The 21,238-nt window shown below is 68.2% G+C and carries 19 protein-coding genes; 6 read left to right on the forward strand and 13 right to left on the reverse strand.

Translation table 11 applies throughout. From position 1 onward, the window contains the following. Positions 1–170 precede the first annotated feature (170 nt). The 5 genes from guaD to xdhA all read right to left on the reverse strand — a co-directional run bounded on the left by guaD (position 171) and on the right by xdhA (position 7,684). Positions 171–1,490, reverse strand: coding sequence for a guanine deaminase (gene guaD / locus CTP10_RS04415; protein ID WP_116317497.1), 1,320 nt, complete (start codon positions 1,488–1,490; stop codon positions 171–173). 64 nt (positions 1,491–1,554) lie between these two features. Further along, positions 1,555–2,610 (reverse strand): adenosine deaminase, encoded by a 1,056-nt coding sequence (locus CTP10_RS04420; protein WP_116317498.1) that lies wholly within the window; start codon positions 2,608–2,610, stop codon positions 1,555–1,557. A gap of 51 nt (positions 2,611–2,661) precedes the next feature. Continuing rightward, positions 2,662–3,651: a xanthine dehydrogenase accessory protein XdhC gene (xdhC, locus tag CTP10_RS04425; RefSeq protein ID WP_116317499.1), complete on the reverse strand. Its 990-nt coding sequence runs from the start codon at positions 3,649–3,651 to the stop codon at positions 2,662–2,664. 156 nt (positions 3,652–3,807) lie between these two features. After that, on the reverse strand, positions 3,808–6,162 hold the full coding sequence (gene xdhB / locus CTP10_RS04430; RefSeq protein WP_116317500.1) for a xanthine dehydrogenase molybdopterin binding subunit: 2,355 nt from the start codon (positions 6,160–6,162) through the stop codon (positions 3,808–3,810). Positions 6,163–6,181: 19 nt separating this feature from the next. Beyond that, positions 6,182–7,684, reverse strand: coding sequence for a xanthine dehydrogenase small subunit (gene xdhA, locus CTP10_RS04435; RefSeq protein ID WP_116317501.1), 1,503 nt, complete (start codon positions 7,682–7,684; stop codon positions 6,182–6,184). 220 nt (positions 7,685–7,904) lie between these two features. Here xdhA and CTP10_RS04440 point away from each other — a divergent pair, with 220 nt between their 5' ends. After that, on the forward strand, positions 7,905–8,852 hold the full coding sequence (locus CTP10_RS04440) for a LysR substrate-binding domain-containing protein (protein ID WP_063241445.1): 948 nt from the start codon (positions 7,905–7,907) through the stop codon (positions 8,850–8,852). 26 nt (positions 8,853–8,878) lie between these two features. Here CTP10_RS04440 and CTP10_RS04445 read toward each other — a convergent pair whose 3' ends face one another. Continuing rightward, the gene (locus tag CTP10_RS04445) at positions 8,879–9,724 is read right to left on the reverse strand and encodes a substrate-binding domain-containing protein (RefSeq protein ID WP_116317502.1); all 846 of its coding nucleotides are present in this window, start codon (positions 9,722–9,724) and stop codon (positions 8,879–8,881) included. A 145-nt stretch (positions 9,725–9,869) separates the two neighbouring features. Between CTP10_RS04445 and CTP10_RS04450 the strand changes: the two genes are divergently transcribed. From CTP10_RS04450 to CTP10_RS04470, 5 genes are all read left to right on the forward strand, one after another. After that, complete coding sequence (locus tag CTP10_RS04450) at positions 9,870–10,967, forward strand: substrate-binding domain-containing protein (protein ID WP_116317503.1); 1,098 nt, start codon at positions 9,870–9,872, stop codon at positions 10,965–10,967. Positions 10,968–11,084: 117 nt separating this feature from the next. Then, positions 11,085–11,693 carry a DUF4126 domain-containing protein gene (locus CTP10_RS04455; protein WP_116317504.1) on the forward strand — a complete coding sequence of 203 codons (609 nt, stop codon included), beginning with the start codon at positions 11,085–11,087 and terminating at the stop codon, positions 11,691–11,693. A 91-nt stretch (positions 11,694–11,784) separates the two neighbouring features. Beyond that, positions 11,785–14,406, forward strand: coding sequence for an ABC transporter permease (locus tag CTP10_RS04460; protein WP_116317505.1), 2,622 nt, complete (start codon positions 11,785–11,787; stop codon positions 14,404–14,406). A gap of 24 nt (positions 14,407–14,430) precedes the next feature. Then, entirely contained in the window at positions 14,431–14,880 is a 450-nt protein-coding gene (locus CTP10_RS04465; RefSeq protein WP_233527958.1) for a group II truncated hemoglobin, read from the forward strand. Positions 14,881–14,933: 53 nt separating this feature from the next. Continuing rightward, a complete protein-coding gene (locus CTP10_RS04470) occupies positions 14,934–15,530 on the forward strand; it encodes a DUF924 family protein (protein WP_116317506.1) in 597 nt (198 codons plus the stop codon). Positions 15,531–15,554: 24 nt separating this feature from the next. Here CTP10_RS04470 and CTP10_RS04475 read toward each other — a convergent pair whose 3' ends face one another. From CTP10_RS04475 to CTP10_RS04505, 7 genes are all read right to left on the reverse strand, one after another. Then, positions 15,555–16,139, reverse strand: coding sequence for a TIGR00730 family Rossman fold protein (locus CTP10_RS04475; protein ID WP_116317507.1), 585 nt, complete (start codon positions 16,137–16,139; stop codon positions 15,555–15,557). Then, positions 16,136–16,837, reverse strand: a complete 702-nt coding sequence (locus CTP10_RS04480) for a TetR/AcrR family transcriptional regulator (RefSeq protein WP_116317508.1) — start codon at positions 16,835–16,837, stop codon at positions 16,136–16,138. Before CTP10_RS04480 ends, CTP10_RS04475 begins: the two co-directional genes overlap by 4 nt. A gap of 108 nt (positions 16,838–16,945) precedes the next feature. Further along, positions 16,946–17,428 carry a diacylglycerol kinase gene (locus CTP10_RS04485; protein WP_116317509.1) on the reverse strand — a complete coding sequence of 161 codons (483 nt, stop codon included), beginning with the start codon at positions 17,426–17,428 and terminating at the stop codon, positions 16,946–16,948. After that, entirely contained in the window at positions 17,358–18,470 is a 1,113-nt protein-coding gene (locus CTP10_RS04490; RefSeq protein WP_116317510.1) for a glycosyltransferase family 4 protein, read from the reverse strand. Before CTP10_RS04490 ends, CTP10_RS04485 begins: the two co-directional genes overlap by 71 nt. A 57-nt stretch (positions 18,471–18,527) precedes the next feature. After that, positions 18,528–19,508: a UDP-2,3-diacylglucosamine diphosphatase gene (locus CTP10_RS04495; RefSeq protein WP_116317511.1), complete on the reverse strand. Its 981-nt coding sequence runs from the start codon at positions 19,506–19,508 to the stop codon at positions 18,528–18,530. A gap of 132 nt (positions 19,509–19,640) precedes the next feature. Further along, positions 19,641–20,621, reverse strand: coding sequence for a lipase family alpha/beta hydrolase (locus CTP10_RS04500; RefSeq protein ID WP_116317512.1), 981 nt, complete (start codon positions 20,619–20,621; stop codon positions 19,641–19,643). Continuing rightward, complete coding sequence (locus tag CTP10_RS04505) at positions 20,618–21,157, reverse strand: RDD family protein (RefSeq protein WP_116317513.1); 540 nt, start codon at positions 21,155–21,157, stop codon at positions 20,618–20,620. The genes CTP10_RS04500 and CTP10_RS04505 overlap by 4 nt, the downstream gene beginning before the upstream one ends. Between the last annotated feature and the right edge of the window lie 81 nt (positions 21,158–21,238).

Consider the following 21,238-nt stretch of genomic DNA (forward strand, 5'->3'; position numbering starts at 1 on the left):
CAGCCGTGCGGCGACGCATGCCGGCCATGGCGAAACCGTAAGGTTAGAAGGCTTTGCCGGTGGGGTTCTTGACGGGCGTCAATCCGGAGGGATGCGCTAAGCGGTAGAAGCGCGCCCGCCGCGCAGGGGCGGGCGCCATGATGTGGGATGTAATGGCAATATGTGACGGATCAGGCAGCGGCGCGCGCCGGCTCACCCATGATGTAGACGCTGTCGATCACGCGGTCGTCGCCCAGCATGGCAAAGGCGAACAGCTCTTCTTCCAGCGTCTCGGAGCGGTTGCTGCGGCGGGCGATCAGCGGCGTGGCCTTGGGATCGAGCACGACGAAGTCAGCCTCGCAGCCTTCGCTGAAGCTGCCGACGCGGGCGGTCCAGCCCAGCGCCTCGGCGGCGGCGCGCGTGGCCAGGTAGAACATGCGCAGCGCGGTCAGGTAGTAGCCGCCCATGCGTGCGACCTTGTGCGCGGCGTTCATGGTGCGGAACATCGAGAACGAGGTGCCGCCGCCGACGTCGGTCGCCAGCGTCACGTTCAGGCGGTTGGCGTCGGACTGGTGGAAGTCATAGAAGCCGCTGCCCAGGAACAGGTTGGAGGTGGGGCAGTGCGCCACCGCGGCGCCGCTGTCGGCCAGCCGGCGGCGGTCGTCCTGGTCCAGGTAGATGGCGTGGCCGTACATCGCGCCGGGGCGCAGCAGGCCGTAGCGGTCGTAGACGTCCAGGTAGCTGCGGGAATCCGGGAACAGCTCGGCGACCCATTTCACTTCGTCGCGGTTCTCGGCCACGTGGGTCTGGATAAAGGCGTCGGGATAGGCGCGCGCCAGTTCGCCGCAGGCGGCCAGCTGCGCTTCAGTCGAGGTCGGCGCGAAACGCGGCGTGATGGCGTACGACAGGCGGCCCTTGTTATGCCAGCGCGACAGCAGGTCGGCCGAGTCCTTCGCGCCGGTTTCGGCGGTATCGCGCAGGAATTCGGGGCAGTTGCGGTCCATCATCACCTTGCCGGTGACCATGCGCAGGTTGCGCGCCTCGCTTTCGGCAAAGAGCGCGTCGGCCGAAGCCTTGTGCACCGTGCTCCAGACCACCGCGCTTGTGGTGCCGTTGCGCAGCAGTTCTTCGGTAAAGAAGCCGGCCACGCCGCGCGCGTATTCGGGATCGGCGAAGCGGCGCTCTTCCGGGAAGGTGTAGGTGTCGAGCCAGTGCAGCAGGCCCGGCGACGGCGACGCGATCATGTCGGTCTGCGGGTAGTGCACGTGGGTGTCGATAAAGCCAGGCACGATCAGCTTGCCGCGGTGGTCGACGATCTCGGCGCCGGCCGGGATGCGTTCAACGAGCTTCGCATACTCGCCGGCCGCGGCGATGCGGCCGTCGGTGACGATCAGCACCCCATCGTCCCAATACTGGTACGCATCCTCATGGAACTGCGGGTCGCGCAGGAAATGCAGCACGCGGCCGCGGATGGCACGGGTGGTGGATTCAGTCGTGGGGGTGGTCGTCATCGTTTGTCTCTTGTCGCCGGCCCGCGCGTGAATACGCGGCGGGTCGGGCTATTGCATGCGCCGTTCAGGCCGTGGGGGCCGTCGCGGGCGGGGATTTGGGCCTGGCCGACCAGAAGTGGTCGACTTCGGCCAGGAACTCGGCCTTCTGCTGGTCGGACAGGAAGGCCGCTTCAAAGCTGTTGCGCGCCAGCTTGTGTGCGTCGGACTCGTCCAGCGGCAGCGCGTCGAAGGTGGCTTCCCAGTTGGCGTTCATGTAGCCGCCAAAGTAGGCCGGATCGTCCGAATGCAGCGTGATCGCCACGCCCGCATCCAGCATGCGCTTGAGCGGGTGGTCGCGCAGGTCGGGGTAGACCTTGAGCTTGACGTTGGACAGCGGGCATACCGTCAGCGCCACGCGCTCGCGCGCCAGGCGCTGGATCAGCGCGGCATCGTCGATGGCACGCACGCCGTGGTCGATGCGCTCGACGTTGAGGATGTCGAGTGCGTCGGTGACATATTGCGCCGGACCTTCCTCGCCAGCGTGTGCGACCAGGTGCAGGCCCAGCTCCTTCGCCCGCGCGAACACGCGTGCGAACTTCTCCGGGGGGTTGCCTTTCTCGGAGGAATCCAGCCCCACGCCGACGAAGCGATCGCGGTAGGACAGCGCGGCTTCCAGCGTGGCAAAGGCGTCTTCTTCCGACAGGTGGCGCAGGAAGCACAGGATCAGGCTGCTGGAGAAGTCATACTCCGTGCGTGCCTGGGCCAGCGCGTCGGCAATGCCGTCGATCACCACGCCGATCGGCACGCCGCGCGCGGTATGGGTCTGCGGATCGAAGAAGATCTCGGCGTGGCGGACATTGTCGGCGACGGCGCGCTTGACGTAGTCCATGGTCATGTCGAAGAAATCTTCCTCGGTCAGCAGCACGCTGGCGCCGGCGTAGTAGATGTCCAGGAACGACTGCAGGTCGGTAAAGGCATAGGCGGCGCGCAGCGCCTCCACGCTGGGGTAGGGCAGCGCCACCTGGTTGCGCTGGGCGAGCCGGAAGATCAGTTCCGGCTCAAGCGTGCCTTCGATATGCACATGCAGTTCGGCCTTTGGGGTACGGCGGATTTTGTCCGCCAGTGCGGCATCGATGGTCATGGGGGCCTCGTGTTCTCTATGCCCGCCGGCCAGGGCCGGCGGCACGGGTTCTCAGGGATGCACCGCCTCCGCCAGGCCCGCACGCAGCGCGGCTAAGCGCTGCTCGCGAACCTGGAGCAGCTGGGCGACGATGGCTACCGCAATCATAGCCGGAGCCTTGTCGGTAATCCCGGGAACCCCCATGGGGCATGTCATTTCCGCAAACCTGGCCGGGTCGATGCCGTGCTCGGCCATGCGGTGTTCAAAGCGTGCGCGCTTGGTCTTGGAGCCGATCAGGCCGAAGTAGGCAAAATCGGTGCGCTTCAGGATTTCTTCGCACAGGGTCTGGTCAAGCGCATGGCTGTGCGTCATCACCAGGAAATAGCTGCCCGCCGGGGCCTGCGCGACCACGGCCTCGGGCGTGTCGCTGGCCTCGGCCTCGACGTTGTCGGGCAGGCCGCCGGGGAACAGCGTGTCGCGCTCGTCGACCCAGTGGACGCGGCACGGCAGCGTCGCCAGGACCTTGACCAGCGCATGGCCGACGTGGCCGGCGCCGAACAGCACCACGTGCATGGCATCGGGCACCAGCGTGTCGGTCCAGCTGCCATCCTGCTGCAGGTCGACGGTGGGCAGGACGGCGCGGCTGTCGGCAAAGGTCACTGCGCCAGTGGCGGGCACGTGCCGCTGCAGCGAGCGCTGCGCGGCGAAGTTGCGTTCGACCGCGTCGAGCCACGCCAGGTCGGCTTCGCCGAGCACCTCGAATGCCAGCTGCACCACGCCGCCGCAGCACTGGCCCAGCGCCGGGCCCAGCGGGATGCGCTCGATGCGGCGCTGCTCATGCCGCACCAGCATCTCCCGCGCGATATCCATGCCGCGCCACTCCAGGTGGCCGCCGCCAATGGTGCCGACCAGATCGTTGGGGCTGACCAGCATGCGGATGCCGGGCTCGCGCGGGGCCGAGCCCTTGACCTCGACGATGGTCACCATCGCCACCGGCACGCCAGTGCGCACCATGCGGGCGGCGTCGGCGAAGCGGAAGGGTTTGAGCGGTGCGTCCTGCATGTCGGGGGCCTTGTTCGAATACTGGGTCTTGCTTGGGGGCAGGGTTGGCGCGCGCCTGCTTCTTCCGCCGGCCCCGTGCCTGTCAAGGCAGGCACGGGGGGAAAGTCCGGGGCGCCCGCGGGCGCGCGCTTCCTTGCGATCGCTTCGTTGCTGCGCTCAGGCAGCCTGGGCTGCCGCGTCGCGCACCGCTTCCACGGCGTCGAGGATCGCCTCGCTGGTGGCGGGCGCCTTCAGCGGCGGGTTGATGCGGTAGTCGCCCACCGCCGCGATCGCGTCGCGGATCGCGAAGAACACCGAGAACGGCAGCAGCAGCGGCGGCTCGCCCACAGCCTTGGAGCGGTGGATGCTGTCCTCGACGTTCTGGTTCTGGAACAGGCGTACGTTGAATTCCTCCGGGCAGTCATTGACGGTCGGGATCTTGTACGTGGACGGGGCGTGCGTCATCAGCTTGCCGTCCTTGTTCCACCACAGTTCCTCGGTGGTCAGCCAGCCCATGCCCTGGATGAACGCGCCCTCGACCTGGCCGATATCCAGCGCCGGGTTCAGCGAGCGGCCGGCGTCGTGCAGCGCATCGGCGCGCAGCAGCTTCCATTCGCCGGTGAGCGTGTCGACCAGCACCTCGGAGCAGGCGGCGCCGTAGGCGTAGTAGTAGAACGGGCGGCCATGCAGCTTGCTCTGGTCCCAGTGCAGCTTGGGCGTGGTGTAGAAGCCGTCGGACCACAGCTGCACGCGCGCCACGTAGGCCTCGCGCGCCAGGTCGCCGAAGGACACGCGCAGTTCACCGGCGCTGACGAGGTCATCGTTGAAGCGCACTTCGGAAGGCTCGACGCCTGCCTTGCGCGCGGCAAACGCGGCCAGGCGCTCGCGGATCTGGCGGGCGGCATCCTGCGCGGCCTTGCCGTTCAGGTCGGCACCGGTCGATGCTGCGGTCGCCGAAGTGTTGGCCACCTTGCTGGTATCGGTCGCGGTCACGCGCACGCGTTCCATGCGGATGCCCAGCTCATGCGCCACCACCATCGCCACCTTGGTGTTGAGGCCCTGGCCCATCTCGGTGCCGCCGTGGTTCACCAGCACCGAACCGTCGTTGTAGACGTGCACCAGCGCGCCGGCCTGGTTGAAGTGGGCCACGTTGAACGAGATGCCGAACTTCACCGGAGTGATGGCGATACCCTTCTTCAGGATCGGGCTCTGCGCGTTGAACGCGCGGGTGGCCTCGCGGCGGGCGCGGTATGCGCTGGTCGCGACCAGTTCGTCGATCAGCTCATGGATGACGTTGTCTTCCACGGTCTGGCCGTAGGGCGTGACGTTGTTCTCGGTCTTGCCGTAGAAGTTGGCGCGGCGCACGTCCAGCGAATCCTTGCCGACGTTGCGGGCCACGTTGTCCAGGATGTACTCGATCGCGAACGCGCCCTGCGGGCCGCCGAAGCCGCGGAAGGCGGTGTTGCTCTGCGTATTGGTCTTGCCGCAGTAGCCGTCGATCTGCACGTTCGGCAGCCAGTAGGCGTTGTCGAAGTGGCAGATGGCGCGGGTCATCACCGGGCCCGACAGGTCGGCGGAAAAGCCGGCGCGCGACACCATTTCGACCTTGACGCCCTCGATGCGGCCGTCGTCATCGTGGCCGACCTCGAAGTCGAACACGAAATCATGGCGCTTGCCGGTGATCATCATGTCGTCGTCGCGGTCCGGACGCAGCTTGACCGGGCACATCAGCTTCCACGCGGCGAGCGCTGCGCAGCAGGCGAACAGCGCCGACTGCGACTCCTTGCCGCCGAAGCCGCCGCCCATGCGGCGACACTCGACCAGCACCTGGTGCGCCTGCCAGCCCAGCATATGGCAAACGGCGTGCTGCATCTCGGTCGGGTGCTGGGTTGAGCACCACACGTGCATGCCATCGTTTTCACGCGGGGCGGCGTAGGAGATCTGGCCTTCGAGGTAGAACTGTTCCTGTCCGCCCAGGCGGATATTGCCGCCGTCCTTGTGGGCAGCGCCGGCGATATGGCTGGCGGCCTCGCCGCGCTTCAGGTGCATCGGCGGCAGCACGTAGCTGCCGGCTTCGTGCGCGGCCTCCGGCGACAGCACCGGCGGCAGGTCTTCATACTCGATCACGCCCAGGCGTGCGGCGCGGCGGGCGGCGTCGTGCGAGGTCGCCACCACGATAAAGACCGGCTGGCCGATGAACTGCACCACGTCGCGCGCCAGGATCGGGTCGTCGTGGATGATCGGGCCGCAGTCGTTGGTGCCGGGGATGTCGTCAACCGTCAGCACCGACACCACGCCGGGCGCGGCGCGGACCTTGTCGAGCGAGATCGACTTGATGCGTGCGTGGGCGCGGCTGCTCATGCCAAGCGCGGCGTGCAGCGTGCCGGCCAGCTCGGGGATGTCGTCCGTGTAGGTGGCGGTACCGGCCACGTGCAGGTGGGCGGATTCATGCGGACGCGAGATGCCGACCTGCGGCACTGCCTCGGCGGCAATGGTGGCGTCGAGCAGGAAGGGTTCGGTTTGCTTGTTCATGCCGATTTTCCTTTTTCTCTCAGGCCGTGACGATTGCGATGGTGCCGGCGCCGGGCGCACGGACGTTGACGGCTGCCGCGGGCAGCGCTTCGCTGGTGGTTTCCAGCCAGAAGCGGTACAGCAGGTTGGCGGCGCCACGGCTGCGATACGACGCGGTCGCGCGCATATCGCTCAGCGGGGTGTAGTCCTGCGCCAGCGCGGCCATGCCGGCGCGGGCGGTGGCTTCGTTCCACGGCTGGCCGATCAGTGCCGCTTCCGTGGCAGCCGCGCGCTTGGGCGTGGCGGCCATGCCGCCGAAGGCGATGCGCGCCTCGCTGACGATGCCGTCCTGCACGGTAATGCCGAATGCGGCACACACGGCGGAGATATCCTCGTCAAAACGTTTGGACAGCTTGTAGGTGCGGAAGTGCTGCAGCCCCGCCACCGGCACGCGCAGCGCGGCGACGAATTCGCCCTGCTGCATCGCGGTCTTCTGGTAGGCCAGGTACAGGTCTTCCAGCGGCAGCGTGCGGCGGGTTTCGCCAAGCTGCAGCACCACTTCCGTGCCGAGCGCGATCAGCGCCGGCATCGAGTCGCCGATCGGCGAGCCGTTGGCGATATTGCCGCCCAGCGTGCCGGCATTGCGGATCGGCAGCGAAGCGAAGCGCTTCCACAGCTCTTCCAGTTCCGGGTGCGCCGCGTTCAGCGCGGCATAGGCTTTTTCCAGCGTCACGGCAGCGCCGATTTCGACCATGCCGTCGCGTTCCTCGATCCGGTTCAGGTCTTCCACCTGGCCCACATAGAGCAGGTTACCCAGCTCGCGGAACTGCTTGGTCACCCACAGGCCGACATCGGTGCTGCCGGCCAGGATGCGGATATCGGGCTGCGCCGCCTTGATCGCGCCGAACTCGGCCGCAGTGCGCGGGGCAAAGAAGTCCTGGCCCTGCGCGCGGTAGCGGAAGGTCTCGCCGCGCTTGAGGTTGCGCAGCGTTTCGGCGATCTGCTTCGGGTCCAGCCTGTTGTCGGTGGGGGCGGGCAGGGCCATCATGCGCTCGCCGGCGTCGATGATCGGGCGGTAGCCGGTGCAGCGGCACAGGTTGCCGGTCAGCACGTCGCAGATGGTCTGGCGCGAAGGGGCCTCGCCACCCGGGGTGTGCTGCTGGTACAGCGCCCACAGCGACATCACGAACCCGGGAGTGCAGAATCCGCACTGCGAGCCGTGGCACTCGACCATGGCCTCCTGCACCGGATGCAGGGTGCCGTCGGCCTGGCGCAGGTCCTCGACCGTGATCAGGGCCTTGCCGTCCAGCGTGGGCAGGAACTGGATGCAGGCGTTGACCGCCTTGAATTCGACGTCGCCGCCGCCCTGCAGCTCGCCGATGACGACGGTACAGGCGCCGCAGTCGCCTTCGGCACAGCCTTCCTTGGTGCCGGTGCAGCGGGCGTCTTCACGCAGGTACTGCAGCACGGTGCGGGTAATGGGGGCGTCGGATACTTCCTTGACCTGGCCGCGGTGGAAAAAGCGGATGGTTTGCGTCTCCATGGTCTTCTCTCTCTTGGGGATGGCGGAAACATAGCATCGCTACGTTTCATGCAATATTCGACCCAGGTGATATGCGCCATCAGCGGGCACGCCCGTCGGTGCCCGGCCGCACTGAGCGGTATGCCGATTTGACCGATTGTGGGGTGCGTGTCATACACTATGCGCCGTTCCCATCCCCCACGCCACCCATCTGGCCCCCGCCGGAGGGCTGCCCATCGCCATGCACGGACGCGACCATCTCGATACTTATTTGCTGCGGGTGCTGCACACCCTGCTGACCGAGCAGAGCGTGACCCGTACCGCCGTGCGCCTTGGCCAGTCGCAGCCCGCCATCAGCAACACGCTGAAGCGCCTGCGCGAGATCACCGGCGACGCCATTTTGGTGCGGGGCAAAAACGGCATGGTGCCGACCGAGCGCGGCCGCGAACTGCTCGCGCTGGCCGAGCAAAGCCTGGCGGCGATGGACCGCATCGCCCGCCCGCCGCAGCAGTTCGACCCGGCCACCACCACGCGTACCTTCCACCTGGGCGCGCCGGACTACCTGGACGCGTTCTTCCTGCCCAATATCGTCGAGCGCGTGCGCCGGCTGGCGCCGGGCGCCAAGCTGTTCGTGCATCCGATGACGTCGTCGTCGGACTTCCTTGACGACCTGGAGCAGGGGCAGCTGGATATCGTGGTCGGCAACTGGCTGTCGCCGCCGGAGCACCTGCATATTTCGCCGCTGTTCGACGATGAAGTGGTCTGCATGCTGGGCGCCCAGCATCCGCTGGCACGCAAGGGGCTGACGCTGAAGCACTATCTGGAAATGCCGCACCTGGCGCCTGCGCCATATGCATCGATGCAGCGCAGCATGATCGACCAGGCGCTGGCCGAGCAGGGCTACAAGCGCAATATCCAGGTGACGCTGCCGTATTTCGGGCTGGTGCCGTATGTGCTGATGAAGACCGACATGGTCTTCACCACCGGCCGCCAGTTCGCGGCGCACTATGCGCAATACCTGCCGATCCGGATGGTGCCGTCGCCGGTGTCGTTCCCGCGCATGCGCTTCTACCAGCTGTGGCACGAGCGCTGCCATGCGGCGCCGGACATCATGTGGATCCGGCGGATGATCGCAGAGGTGGCAGCGGACCTGCCGCAATTGCCGCGGCTGGAGGCGGAGGCGGGGTGAGGCGGGGTGTGGTCCCCCCCGGCGCCTTATTTCTGCGCGGTCTGCGCCTTGTAGCTCGGGAAGAACAGCTGTTCCCCCTCCACCTTGTACCCGGCGATCGCCTCCTGCCCTTCCTTCGACGTGATCCACTCCACCAGCTTCATCGCATCCGCATAGTTGGTGCCCGAGTGCCTGGCCGGATTGACCGCGATGATCCCGTACGGATTGAACATCTTCGGGTCGCCCTCGATGGCAATGGCCAGCCCCGTCTTGGCGCGGTAGGCGCCGTAGGTGGCGCGGTCTGACAGCGTGTAGCCCGGCATCTGCGCGGCCATGGTCAAGACCTCGCCCATGCCCAGCCCCGCGCTGACGTACCACGGCTTGCCCTTGGGCTCGATGCCGATCTCTTTCCAGTAATCCTTTTCCATCACGTCGGTGCCGGAGTTGTCGCCGCGCGAGATGAATTTGCTGCCGCTGCCGGAGAGCTTGCGGAAGCCTGCCAGCACGTCCTTGCCGCCCTTGACGCCGGCAGGGTCGCTGGCCGGGCCGACCACGATGAAGTCGTTGTACATCACGTCGCGCCGGTTGACGCCGTAGCCGGCGGCGACGAATTCGTCTTCCATCTTGCGGGCGTGGACCAGCAGCACGTCGACATCGCCCATCTCGCCCATTTTCATCGCCTTGCCGGAGCCGACGGCGATCACCTTGACGCTGACGCCGGACTTCTGCTCGAAGCGGGGCAGCAGGTATTTCAACAGGCCGGAGTTCTCGGTGCTGGTGGTGGTGGCGAGTTTCAGTTGCCCGGCATGCGCGGCCGACATCATGACCAGGCAGGCGACGGCGGTGGCACGGCGCAGATGGCGGAGCGGGCTGGAGGTGTAGCGCGGCTGCATGCTGGGATCCCTTTAGTTATGTTCTAACGGACATAATTGCCTTTCGCTATAGCTCTCAGGGAGAATGCAACGAAAGACAAAGAAACATGGGGGTGTTCATTGTGGTCCAGCAAGATTTCCCAAGTAAATATGAGACGGAGAACATATGAGCTTTCGCTTTGACTTGTTCCCCGTCATCGCGCCCGACGACAATCCGCGCGCCAACGACAAGGTGTTCCAGCTGCTCAAGGCGGTGCGCGAGACTGGCTCGCTGCACCGCGCCGCGCGCGAGATCGGCTTGTCGTACCGCCATGCCTGGGGCGTGATGCGAACGTGGGAAGAGATGCTGGGGCGCACCATGCTCGACATGGAGCGCGGCCGCGGCGCCTCGCTGACGCGCTTTGGAGAGCGGCTGCTGCGTGCCGAGCTGCGCTTGCGCGAGTCGGTCGAGCCGGTGGTGCAGAAGGCCATGGCGGAGTTCATCGCCGAGCTGGACGATGCGCAGCAGCCACAATCCAGCGTGCATTTCACCGGCAGCCATGATCCGGCGGTGGAACTGCTGGCCGCAGCGCTGGGGGAGGCGACTACACCGTTGAAGCTCGATACCGTGTTCTGCGGCAGCGTGGAAGGGCTGGTCTGCCTGCAGGAGCGGCAGTCGGAGCTGGCGGGCTTCTACGTCTCGCCGGTACAGACGGCGGGGTCGGTGGCGCATGTGACCTTGCGCAAATGGCTGCGGCCGGCGTCGGTACGGCTGCTGCGGCTGGCGTGGCGCGAGCAGGGGCTGATTGTGGCGCCGGAAGTGGCGCGCGAGATCCGCGACCTGCGCGACCTGGTGCGCACCCAGGCGCGCTTCATCAACCGCCAGCGCAGCTCGGGCACGCGCATGCTGTTCGACCAGCTGCTGGCGGCGCAGGGCCTGTATCCGGACCAGATCGCCGGCTACGAGGATACCGAGTTCAGCAACGAGAAAGTGGGCGAGGCGGTGCATGGCGGCCGTGCCCAGGTCGGCTTCGGGCTGCGCATGAACGCGGAAAGCCTCGGCCTGGCCTTCGTGCCGCTGACGCGCGAGGCCTATTACCTGGCGTTGCGCAAGAACGACCAGACCGCCGGCTGGCTGGCGGCGCTGATGGCCCTGCTGGCCGATCCGGCGTTTGCCAGACGCATTGAAGCGCTGCCGGGATACGCCATGGCGGAGCCGGCCGGGGTGCTGACGCCGCAGGAGGCGCTGCCCTGGTTCGGGCCGGACGGCAAGGAAGGCAACTGAGCGGCGGGCCGGGCGGCCTGCCGTTGGCATGACGGGCCGCGCTGCCCGTCCGCCCCGGTCGTATTACACTCCTTGCCAGGGCGTGCCCCGCGCGCGCCCGGCCTTGCAAGGAGCACCATGCTGGAAACCGCCGCGCTGGCCGCGGGCATGTCCTGGGCCAGCGGTTTTCGCCTTTACCTCGCCGTGCTCGCCGCCGGCGTGATGGCACGCCTGGGCTGGCTGGAGCTGCCGCCCGGGCTGCAGCCGCTGGAATCGTGGTGGGTGATCGGCATCGCCGCGGTGCTGGCCGTGGCCGAGTTCGTTGCCGACAAGGTGCCGGGCTTCGATACGGTCTGGGACGGCATCCATACCTTCGTGCGCATCCCCGCCGGTGCGATCCTGGCGGCTGCCGCATTTGGCCAGCTCGACCCGCAGTGGGTGGTGGCGGCCGGCCTGATTGGCGGCACGCTGGCCGGCACCGCGCATGCGGCCAAGGCTGGCACGCGGGCGCTGATCAACGTTTCGCCGGAACCGTTTTCCAACTGGGCAGCCTCATTCACCGAGGACCTGACCGCAACCGGCAGCCTGATGCTGGCGTTTTTCCTGCCGGTGGTGTTCCTGGTGGTGCTGGTACTGTTCCTGGTGGCCGCCATCTGGCTGCTGCCCAAGCTGTGGCGCGGCGTGCGCCGGCTGCATGCCGGCCTGCGCGGCGGCAGCGCGCGGTCGGGGCGGCCGGGACCGCCCTAGCTTTTGCCGTCCACGCCGGATCCGTATTCCTTGTTTCCGGCTTTCCGACTGACCCGAGGCGCACCGGCGCCACGCAAGAACCGAACCACCGATGCCCCCCGAGTCCGCCATCGACGCCCCGACCACCAACGCCAGTCCCGCTGCCGGCGCGCTCAATGCGCAAGCTGGCAGGTTTTCCGCGTGGCGCCAGGCGCTGCGCATGGCGCGCCGCGACTGGCTCGCCGGCGAGCTTTACCTGCTGCTGTTCGCGCTGGTGCTGGCGGTGGCGGCGCTGTCCAGCGTCGGCTTCATGGCTGACCGCATGCGGCTGGGGCTGGAGCGCGATGCGCGGCAGATGATCGCCGCGGACGTGCTGCTGGTCTCGGACCATCCCTTCGACGCCGCCTTCGCGCAGCGCGCCAGGGAACAGGGGCTGGCGGTCGCGCAGACGGTAACCTTCCCGAGCATGGCCACGGCCAGCGGCAAGCCGCGCGCCGCCGGCGCCGAGGCGCCCAGCCAGCTGGCCGCGCTCAAGGCCGTGACCGACGGCTATCCGCTGCGCGGCAGGCTCAGGGTGACCAACACGCCGGGCACGCCGGATGCGCCCGCCGAAGGCATCCCCGCGCCGGGCACGGTATGGGTCGACGAAGCGCTGATGGGCGCGCTCGGCGTCGGCGTGGGCGATGCGCTGCAGCTCGGCAGCCGCACCTTCCGCATCGACCGCATCATCACGCAGGAGATGGACCGCGGCACGGGCTTCATGAACTTCGCGCCGCGCGTGCTGATGCCGCTGTCGGACCTGGAAGCCACCGGCCTGATCGGCTGGGGCAGCCGCGTGACCTACCGGCTGCTGGTGGCCGGTACGGATGCGGCCGGCGCCGCGTACCAGAAGTGGGCCCGGGATGAGATTGGCCGCCGCAAGCTGCGCAACACCCGGATCGAGTCGCTCGAATCCGGCCAGCCGCAGATGCGTGCCACGCTCGACCGGGCCGAGCGCTTTTTGTCGCTGGTGGCGGTGCTGTCATCGATGATCGCGGCGGTGGCGATCGCGATGTCGGCGCGCCGCTACATGCAGCGCCATACCGACGCCTGCGCGGTCTACAAATGCCTGGGGCTGTCGCGCGGACAGATCCTGCGCGCGTTCGGGCTGGAATTCCTGCTGATCGGCGCGGGCGGTGCGCTGGCCGGCGTGCTGATCGGCTACGTGGCGCACTACGGGCTGCTGCTGTCGCTGGGCGGGCTGCTCAAGGTGTCGCTGCCGCAGCCTTCGGCGTTGCCGGCGCTGGTGGGCGTGCTGGCCGGGCTGGTGCTGCTGGCCGGGTTTGCGCTGCCGCCGCTGCTGGCGCTGACGCGCGTGGCGCCGCTGCGGGTGCTGCGGCGTGATATCGGGCCGCCGCCGGTGTCGGCGTGGGTCGCGTATGCGCTGGGCCTGGGCGCCTTTGTCGCGCTGCTGCTGGTGGCGGCGCGCGACCTGCGGCTCGGGTTGACCACGGCCGGCGGCTTTGTCGCCGCCGGCGTGGTGTTCGGCGTGCTGGCGCTGGGCCTGCTGACGCTGCTGTCGCGCGTGCTGCGCGGCCGCCTGCGCGGCGCCGCGTCGATGGGCTGGCGCTTTGCCCTGGCGGTGCTGGAGCGCCGCCGCGGCGTCACCGTGCTGCAGACCGTGGCGCTGGCGGTGGGGCTGATGGCACTGCTGCTGCTCGGCATGACCCGCAACGACCTGGTCGATTCGTGGCGCAGCGCCACGCCGGCCGATGCGCCCAACCGCTTCATCATCAATATCCAGCCCGACCAGCGCGAGCCGCTGCGCATGATGCTAGCCGGCGCGGGCATCAAAGACCTGCTTTATCCGATGGTGCGCGGGCGCCTGACCCATATCGGCGAGCGTGCGATCCAGGCCGGCAGCTTCGAGGAAGGTCGCGCGCGCAACCTGGTCGAGCGCGAATTCAACCTGTCCTATACCGATGTGCTGCCGGAGGGCAACCGCGTGATCGCCGGGCGGTGGTCCGACGGCAGCGCCGGCACCGACGCGGGCGCCTCGGTGGAGGAGGGCATTGCCAAGACGCTGGGAATCCACCTCGGCGACACGCTGCGCTTCGACGTGGCCGGCCAGGCGGTGCAGGCACGCGTGACCTCGCTGCGCAAGCTCGACTGGGGCTCGATGCGGGTCAACTTCTTCGTGATCCTGCCGCCGTCGGCGATGCAGGGCATGCCCGAGACCTACATCACCTCGTTCCACCTGCCGGCTGCCAGCACGGCGCTGGGCAACCGGCTGATCGCGGCCTTCCCCAACATCACGGTGGTCAACACCGACATGATCCTGCGCCAGATCCAGGACATCCTGGACCAGGTGATCGCGGCGGTGGAGTTCCTGTTTGTCTTCACGCTCGCCGCCGGGGTCACGGTGCTGTACGCGGCGCTGTCCGGGGCGCGCGACGAGCGCATGCGCGACGCCGGCCTGCTCAAGGCGCTGGGGGCGTCGGCGGCACTGGTGCGGCAGACCCAATACGCTGAATTTTTGGTCGTGGGCGGCCTGGCTGGCTTCCTGGCGAGCCTGGGCGCGATCGCGGTAGGGTGGGGGCTGTCGCAGTTCGTGTTCGACTTCCCGTACCGCTTCAATGTGTGGATCGTGCCGGTCGGCGTGGTTTCTGGCATGCTGTGCGCTTTTGCCGGCGGCTGGCTGGGCCTGCGCGAAGTGCTGCGCCAGCCGGCGCTGGCGACCTTGCGTGACGCCTGAGCGGCACCGCGCCCCGAGTGTGTGATGAGTACTGAATCCAATCAAAAATCCGACAGCGCCGGCAGCGCCGGCAGCACCCCTGAAGGGCAGACCGAAGTGACGGCGTTCGACCTGGTCGGCGGCGAGGCGCGCGTGCGCGAGCTGGTCGACCGCTTCTACGACCTGATGGACCTGGAAACCCAGTTTGCCGGGCTGCGCGCGATCCATCCGCCTTCGCTGGAAGGCTCGCGCGACAAGCTGTTCTGGTTCCTGTGCGGCTGGCTGGGCGGCCCCAACCACTTTATCGAGCGTTTCGGCCATCCGCGCCTGCGCGCGCGCCACATGCCGTTCGAGATCGGCGTCAGCGAGCGCGACCAGTGGATGCGCTGCATGGCATTGGCGATGCAGGACGTCGGCCTGCCCGAGGACCTGCAGCTGCGCCTGATGCAGGCGTTCTTCCAGACCGCCGACTGGATGCGCAACGTCGCGCGCTGAAGCCACGCTGAAGCGCCTACCTTCCCCTTTTCATCGCGAAAGAATCTCCGCTTATGTCCGTGCAACTGCCTGAAGGTGCCTGCCGCGTGCTCGATTTCTGGTTCGACCAGCCTGGTTCAGCGGCCTGGAATACCTCGCGCCCCGCATGGTTCATCAAGTCGGATGACTTCGATGCCCAGATCCGCACGCACTTCCTGTCTGACTGGCAGGTTGCCAGCGAGGGCGCGGCGGACGACTGGTCGGTCACGCCCGCAGGCGCCTGCGCGCGCGTGGTGCTGCTGGACCAGTTCCCGCGCAACATCTTCCGCAACGACCCGCGCAGCTTCGGCACCGATGCGCAGGCGCTGGCGCTGGCCAGGCGCATCGTCGCCACCGGCATGGACCGGGCGCTGCCGACGGACTACCACCGCATGTTCTGCTACATGCCATTCGAGCATTCGGAAGCGCTGGAGGACCAGGACGAGGCGGTGCGGCTGATGACGCAGCTGCGCGAGTCCAGTGGCGGCAAGGTGGATGTGGTGGAGTGGGCCGACAAGCACCGCGAGATCATCGTGCGCTTTGGCCGCTTCCCGCACCGCAATGCGGTGCTGGGCAGGCCGAGCACGGCCGGGGAACAGGCGTTCCTGCAGCAGCCGGGCTCGTCGTTCTAGGCGCGGCAGGCGCCGCGCCGGGCATCAGGTCTTGTCGCGGGCCTGCTGCCACTTGTCCACGCGCACGCGCGGCGCGGCGGCCAGCTGGTCGAGCAGCGTGCCAGGCAGGTCGGCCACATGCAGCAGGTCGGCATGCACCTGCTTCAGGAAACCTTCCTGCACGGCATGGTTGAGGAAACCCAGCATGCCGTCATAGAAGCCGCTGACGTTGAGCAGGCCCACCGGCTTGTCGTGGTAGCCCAGCTGCAGCCAGGTGAAGGTCTCGAACAGCTCTTCGAAGGTGCCTACGCCGCCGGGCATGGCGATGAAGGCATCGGAGCGGTCGGCCATCATCTGCTTGCGCTCGTGCATGTTGCGCACCACGTGCAGCTCGGTCAGGCCGCGGTGGCCAACTTCCTTCTGCATCAGCGCGTCCGGGATGATGCCGATGACGGTGCCGCCGTGTTCCAGCACCGCGTCGGCCACGGTGCCCATCAGGCCGACCTTGCCGCCGCCATAGACCAGCGCCAGGCCGCGCTCGGCCAGCGTGCGGCCGAGCAGGCGCGCGCCCTCGGCATATTCGGGGCGGTTGCCGGGGCTGGAGCCGCAATAGACACAGACAGATTTCACTTCTTTTCCTTTGCCGCCTCGGTGGCTGCCCTGGATGCCGCGTAATCGCGGGCCAGCTGGTCGAAGGCCTCGCGCGCGCGGCCGCGCAGGTAGGGCGCGAGGATCGAGAAGATGTGGTAGCTGGAGCCGTGCAGGTAGCCGCGGATCTGCTCGGGATCGTTGTACTGGCGCGGATGCTGCACGAACTGGAACGACAGCCAGTAGGTGGCGATGACCACCATGTTGGTGCAGATCGCCTCGACCTGCTCGGGCGTGGCTTCCATCTCGCCGTCTTCCAGGAACTGCCGGCAGATCTCGTGCGCGAAGCGCTGCTTCTGCTCGACGATGCGCTTGAAGTTGGTCTCCAGCATCCGGTTGCGCGCCAGCAGGTCGTTGATGTCGCGATACAGGAAGCGGTAGTTCCACAGGAACTCGGACATGTACTGCAGGTAGCCCCAGCTCTCGTCCAGGGTCGCCTTGTGGTCGTCCGGCATCTTCAGCCGGCGCTCCATCTCCTGCTCGAAGCGCACGAAGATGGAGTTGATGATGTCGTCCTTGTTGCGGAAGTGGTAGTAGAGATTGCCGGGGCTGATCTCCATCGCTTCCGCGATCGTCGTGGTGGTGACGTTCGGTTCGCCGACTTCGTTGAACAGGCGCAGCGAGACGTCGAGGATGCGGTCCCTGGTACGGCGGGGGCCGGTTTGCGGTTTCGGTTCCATGGGCGTCCGGGCGATGGGTCGATCGGTGAATCGTGGCAGGGTAGCGATTATAAGCAATCGGCCCGGCCCAAGGCCCGGCGGGCCCTGGCTGGTTCCCCGCCCCGGAGGTCAGCCGGCCAGTGCCCGTGCCCAGTGCACCACGTGGGGCCCGGCAATGGCAAGCCAGGTGCCCCCGCACAGCACCAGCGCCAGCAACACCGCTGCGCTGCCGAAATCCTTGGCGCGCTTGGACAGGCTGTGGCGTTCCAGCGAGATCCGGTCGATTGCCGCCTCGACGCTGGAGTTGAGCAGTTCCACGATCAGCACGACCAGGAGCGTGCCGAGCAGCAGGATGCGTTCGACCACCCCCACCGGCAGCAGGAAGGCGCATGGCGCCAGGATCGCCACCAGCGTCAGTTCCTGGCGGAACGCGCTTTCCTCCAGCACCGCGTAGCGCAGGCCGGACAGCGAGTTGATCGCGGCACGCCAGGCGCGTGCCAGGCCGCGGTTGCCTTTGTGGGGGTTCTGCTCGATCGTGTAGTCAGCGCTCTGGGCTGCCGGCGGCCTCTGCAGGGGCGGGTCGGACGGCAGTTCCGGATGGGGTTTCGGCATGGGTTTGCGATGCGGGTTGGGCCGCTGCGCCGACCGGCTTGCCGGCGGCGAACGGCCGCAAGTGGGCCAGGAACTGCTCGGAGGCGGCGCGCCATGAAAACCTCTCGGCATGGCCTCGGGCCGTGGCGCGGTCGATGCGCAGCGCTTCCAGGCAGGCTTCGCGCAGGTCTTCGTGCATCACGCCCGCGGGGCTGTCGCCCAGCACGTCGATCGGGCCGGTGACCGGGTACGCCGCCACCGGCAGGCCGCTGGCCAGCGCTTCCAGCAGCACCAGCCCGAAGGTGTCGGTGCGGCTCGGGAACACGAAGACATCAGCCGAAGCATACACCCGGGCCAGTTCCGGCTGGCTCAGCACGCCCAGGTAGTTGGCGCCGGGATAGCGCGTACGCAGCGAGGGCAGTGCGGGGCCGTCGCCGACCACCCACTTGGAGCCGGGCAGGTCCAGCGCCAGGAAGGCCTCGACGTTCTTCTCCACCGCCACGCGGCCCACGTACAGGAAGATCGGGTGCGCCGTGTTGAGCACGTTGGCGCGCTGTGGCGTGAACACGTCCAGGTCGACGCCGCGCGTCCACAGCACGCCATGGTCGATGCCGTGCTGGTGCAGGTCGTCTAGCACCACCGGCGTCGGCGCCATCACCGACTGCGCCGGGCCGTGGAACCAGCGCAGGAAGCGGTAGGTCCAGGCCAGCGGGATCCCGAAGCGCGCCTGCACGTACTCCGGAAATCGCGTGTGGTAGGCCGTGGTGAAGGGCAGTCGCCGGCGCAGCGCATGGCGCCGCGCGGCCAGGCCCAGCGGGCCTTCGGTGGCGATATGCAGGGCATCGGGGCCGAACGCTTCGATGCGCCGCCGCACCCGCGCCGACGGCAGCAGCGACAGCCGGATCTCGGGGTAGGTCGGGCACGGCACCGTGCGGAATTCCAGCGGCGTGATCATGTCGACCGTGTGGCCCAGTGCCTCCAGCTCGCGGCGCGTGGATTTGAGCGTGCGCACCACGCCGTTGACTTGCGGTTCCCAGGCATCGGTGACGATCAGGATCTTCATGCAGCCTCCTCGGGGGCGTTGGCAGGGCAAGGCGGAATCAGGGTTGCCGGGGCAGGATCAGCCCGCCACCGCGGCACGGCGCCGGCGGCGCGTGGCCGGTTCGGGCGGATCCAGCAGTGTGGTCCAGTAGACGATCTTCAGTTCGCCTTCCATGGTCTCGACCAGCGCCGACAGGCTCTCGACCCAGTCGCCGTCATTGCAGTAGAGCTGGCCGTTGACCTCGCGGATCTCGGCCTTGTGGATGTGGCCGCAGACCACGCCGTCGCAGCCGCGCCGGCGCGCTTCGTCGACCATCGCGGTCTCGAAGGCGCTGATGTAGTTGACCGCGTTCTTGACCTGGTGCTTCAGGAACTGCGACAGCGACCAGTACGGGAAGCCCAGTCGCGCACGTAGCCGGTTGAAGTGCCGGTTCAGCGCCAGGATCATCGTGTACAGCGAATCGCCCAGGTAGGCGAGCCAGCGCGCGTGCTGCACCACGCCGTCGAACAGGTCGCCGTGCACCACCCACAGCCGGCGTCCGGTGGCGGTGACATGCACCGCCTCTTCGCGCACGGTGATGTCGCCGAACGCCATGCCGTCGAACTGGCGCGCGGCTTCGTCGTGGTTGCCGGGCACGTAGATCACCTCGGTGCCCTTGCGCGCCTTGCGCAGCAGCTTCTGCACCACATCGTTGTGGCTTTGCGGCCAGTACCAGCCGCGGCGCAGCTGCCAGCCGTCGATGATGTCGCCGACCAGGTAGAGCTGGTCGGATTCGTTGTGCTTGAGGAAGTCGAGCAGGTAGGTGGCCTGGCAGCCAGGCGTGCCCAGGTGGATGTCGGACAGCCAGATGGCGCGGTAACGGTGGACCGGGTGCGGCTCCGGCGGATAGGTGTCCGGCTGCTCGCGCAGCGGCGCGAGTGCGGCGCCGTCAAGGCCTGGCGGCAGGAAGGCGGTGAGCGGCGCGGCTTCCCAGCCGGTGTCGGCACCGCGGCGCAGCCGTTGCTTCAGTTGCGCGGCCTTCGACAGGTATCCGCGGGCGGATCGGAGTGCTTGCACCATGGCAGTCCCGGTAGCGGCGATGGCTGCATTCAGCCAGCGCGCGATGACGGCGCCGTGACGGAAACATGACTGACTTGTGAAGCGTGGGAAACCGTGGCGTAGGCGGGACAGCAGCGATGCCGTCGGTGTCGGCTAGCGTCCGCGTGCCGACAGCTCCTGCAGTGCATCCAGCACCGCCTGGATCGCCGCCGGATGCCGCAGCAGCGAGACATGGCCGATGCCTGACAGCGCGATATGTCCCGCGCCGTCGAGCCAGCCGGTGCAGGGCGGCCCGGCGATCGAGTCGTGCCAGCTGAACACCGAGACCATGCGCGCGCGCAGGCGCGGGCTTTCCGCGCCGGCAAGCGCGCGCAGCCAGGGGCTGCCGCAGCGCATCTGCCTGGCGTTATGCCCGCCGCCGAAGCGCGCCAGCGCGCTGCCATGGTGCGGAGTGCCGAGGGTCACGATGCCGGCGCAGGCGTCCTCGTCGCCAGCCAGCTGCAGCGCCGCGCGCGCCACCAGTCCGCCCATGCTGTGGCACACCAGCAGCGGCGCCCGGCCGTATGCCGCGGCCATGCGCCGCATCGCGGCGAGCAGCGCGTGGGAGTAGTCGTCGATATCGCCGAAGACCGGCAGCAGGTCGATGCCTTCGCAGCGGTAGCCTGCCGCCGCCAGCGCCGGCTGCAGGTCGAGCCAGATCGCCTGCCCGCAGGCGTACCCGTGGACCAGCAGCACCGGCGGTGCGTCGCGGCCGGGCAGGGCGTCAGCGGGCGGGGCAAAGGGGGCGCGGGCGCGGAACGGCTGCAGCCAGTCGAACATGCGCAGCACGGCGCGGATCTCGTTCAGGTAGCACCGCAACGCTTCAGGCACGCGCAAGGGACGGCGCGTCGCGACCAGTTCCTGTGGCGGTGCGGGCGGGCGCTGGCCCGCCGCCACCCATAGTCCGCGCTCGGTAAAGGCAAAGGCGATGGCGATGCTGGCTGCGAAGGCGCCGAGGATCACCGCCACGCCGGCGGCGATCGCGCCCGGCCACGGCCATCCCGCCAGCCGTACCAGCGCGGCGCCGGTGCCCAGCGCCGCGGCCGCCTGCGCGGTCACCGCCAGGCGGCGGATGCCGGCGGCGTTGAGCGTCATGCCTTGGGCGTGCGCAAATCCGCGAGCCGTGTACCGGCGAGGCGGTCGTGCAGGAACTGGCGGCGCGGGTCGAGCCAGGCCAGCAGGATCCAGATCAGCAGGCCGGCGCACAGCACGCCGACGAACGGGCCCTTGACCAGTCCCAGCAGATGCCCGACCGCCGCCGACGGCGGCAGCCACAGCCACGCCAGCACGTAGCGCAGCGCTGCCTGCGGCCAGCGCGGTGGCACGCCGGCGGCGTTCTCGACACGGATGCGCCAGGTCTGCATGGCCAGGGTCTGGCCGTTGCGCTGCCAGAACCAGGTGAAATACAGGCCCATCACCACGAAGCTCCATAGCTGGATCGTCAGCGGACCGTCCAGGCCGAGACGCTGCAGCAGCGGCCGCAGCAGCAGGAAGAGGGCAGTAGAAGCGCTCAGCACGCCGAACAGCAGGACGCCTTCGTACAGCATGCAGGCAAAGCGGCGGCGCAGAGGCGGGGCCACCGGTGCGGGAGCTGCGGCGGGCTTTGGGTCGAGGGTGGTGGCAGCGGGCATGTCAGGCGAAAGAGGGCGGCGCAAGCAAGCGAAACGCAACGCGAGCAAGACAGCCATTATGCCAAAGGGCATGGCGGCCAC

Source organism: Cupriavidus sp. P-10 (assembly GCF_003402535.2).
GTDB lineage: Bacteria > Pseudomonadota > Gammaproteobacteria > Burkholderiales > Burkholderiaceae > Cupriavidus.

Coding starts and splice junctions, on each gene's coding strand:
- guaD (WP_116317497.1), bottom strand. CDS start 1,490: ATGACGACCACCCCCACGACTGAATCCACCACCCGTGCCATCCGCGGC.
- CTP10_RS04420 (WP_116317498.1), bottom strand. CDS start 2,610: ATGACCATCGATGCCGCACTGGCGGACAAAATCCGCCGTACCCCAAAG.
- xdhC (WP_116317499.1), bottom strand. CDS start 3,651: ATGCAGGACGCACCGCTCAAACCCTTCCGCTTCGCCGACGCCGCCCGC.
- xdhB (WP_116317500.1), bottom strand. CDS start 6,162: ATGAACAAGCAAACCGAACCCTTCCTGCTCGACGCCACCATTGCCGCC.
- xdhA (WP_116317501.1), bottom strand. CDS start 7,684: ATGGAGACGCAAACCATCCGCTTTTTCCACCGCGGCCAGGTCAAGGAA.
- CTP10_RS04440 (WP_063241445.1), top strand. CDS start 7,905: ATGCACGGACGCGACCATCTCGATACTTATTTGCTGCGGGTGCTGCAC.
- CTP10_RS04445 (WP_116317502.1), bottom strand. CDS start 9,724: ATGCAGCCGCGCTACACCTCCAGCCCGCTCCGCCATCTGCGCCGTGCC.
- CTP10_RS04450 (WP_116317503.1), top strand. CDS start 9,870: ATGAGCTTTCGCTTTGACTTGTTCCCCGTCATCGCGCCCGACGACAAT.
- CTP10_RS04455 (WP_116317504.1), top strand. CDS start 11,085: ATGCTGGAAACCGCCGCGCTGGCCGCGGGCATGTCCTGGGCCAGCGGT.
- CTP10_RS04460 (WP_116317505.1), top strand. CDS start 11,785: ATGCCCCCCGAGTCCGCCATCGACGCCCCGACCACCAACGCCAGTCCC.
- CTP10_RS04465 (WP_233527958.1), top strand. CDS start 14,431: ATGAGTACTGAATCCAATCAAAAATCCGACAGCGCCGGCAGCGCCGGC.
- CTP10_RS04470 (WP_116317506.1), top strand. CDS start 14,934: ATGTCCGTGCAACTGCCTGAAGGTGCCTGCCGCGTGCTCGATTTCTGG.
- CTP10_RS04480 (WP_116317508.1), bottom strand. CDS start 16,837: ATGGAACCGAAACCGCAAACCGGCCCCCGCCGTACCAGGGACCGCATC.
- CTP10_RS04485 (WP_116317509.1), bottom strand. CDS start 17,428: ATGCCGAAACCCCATCCGGAACTGCCGTCCGACCCGCCCCTGCAGAGG.
- CTP10_RS04490 (WP_116317510.1), bottom strand. CDS start 18,470: ATGAAGATCCTGATCGTCACCGATGCCTGGGAACCGCAAGTCAACGGC.
- CTP10_RS04495 (WP_116317511.1), bottom strand. CDS start 19,508: ATGGTGCAAGCACTCCGATCCGCCCGCGGATACCTGTCGAAGGCCGCG.
- CTP10_RS04500 (WP_116317512.1), bottom strand. CDS start 20,621: ATGACGCTCAACGCCGCCGGCATCCGCCGCCTGGCGGTGACCGCGCAG.
- CTP10_RS04505 (WP_116317513.1), bottom strand. CDS start 21,157: ATGCCCGCTGCCACCACCCTCGACCCAAAGCCCGCCGCAGCTCCCGCA.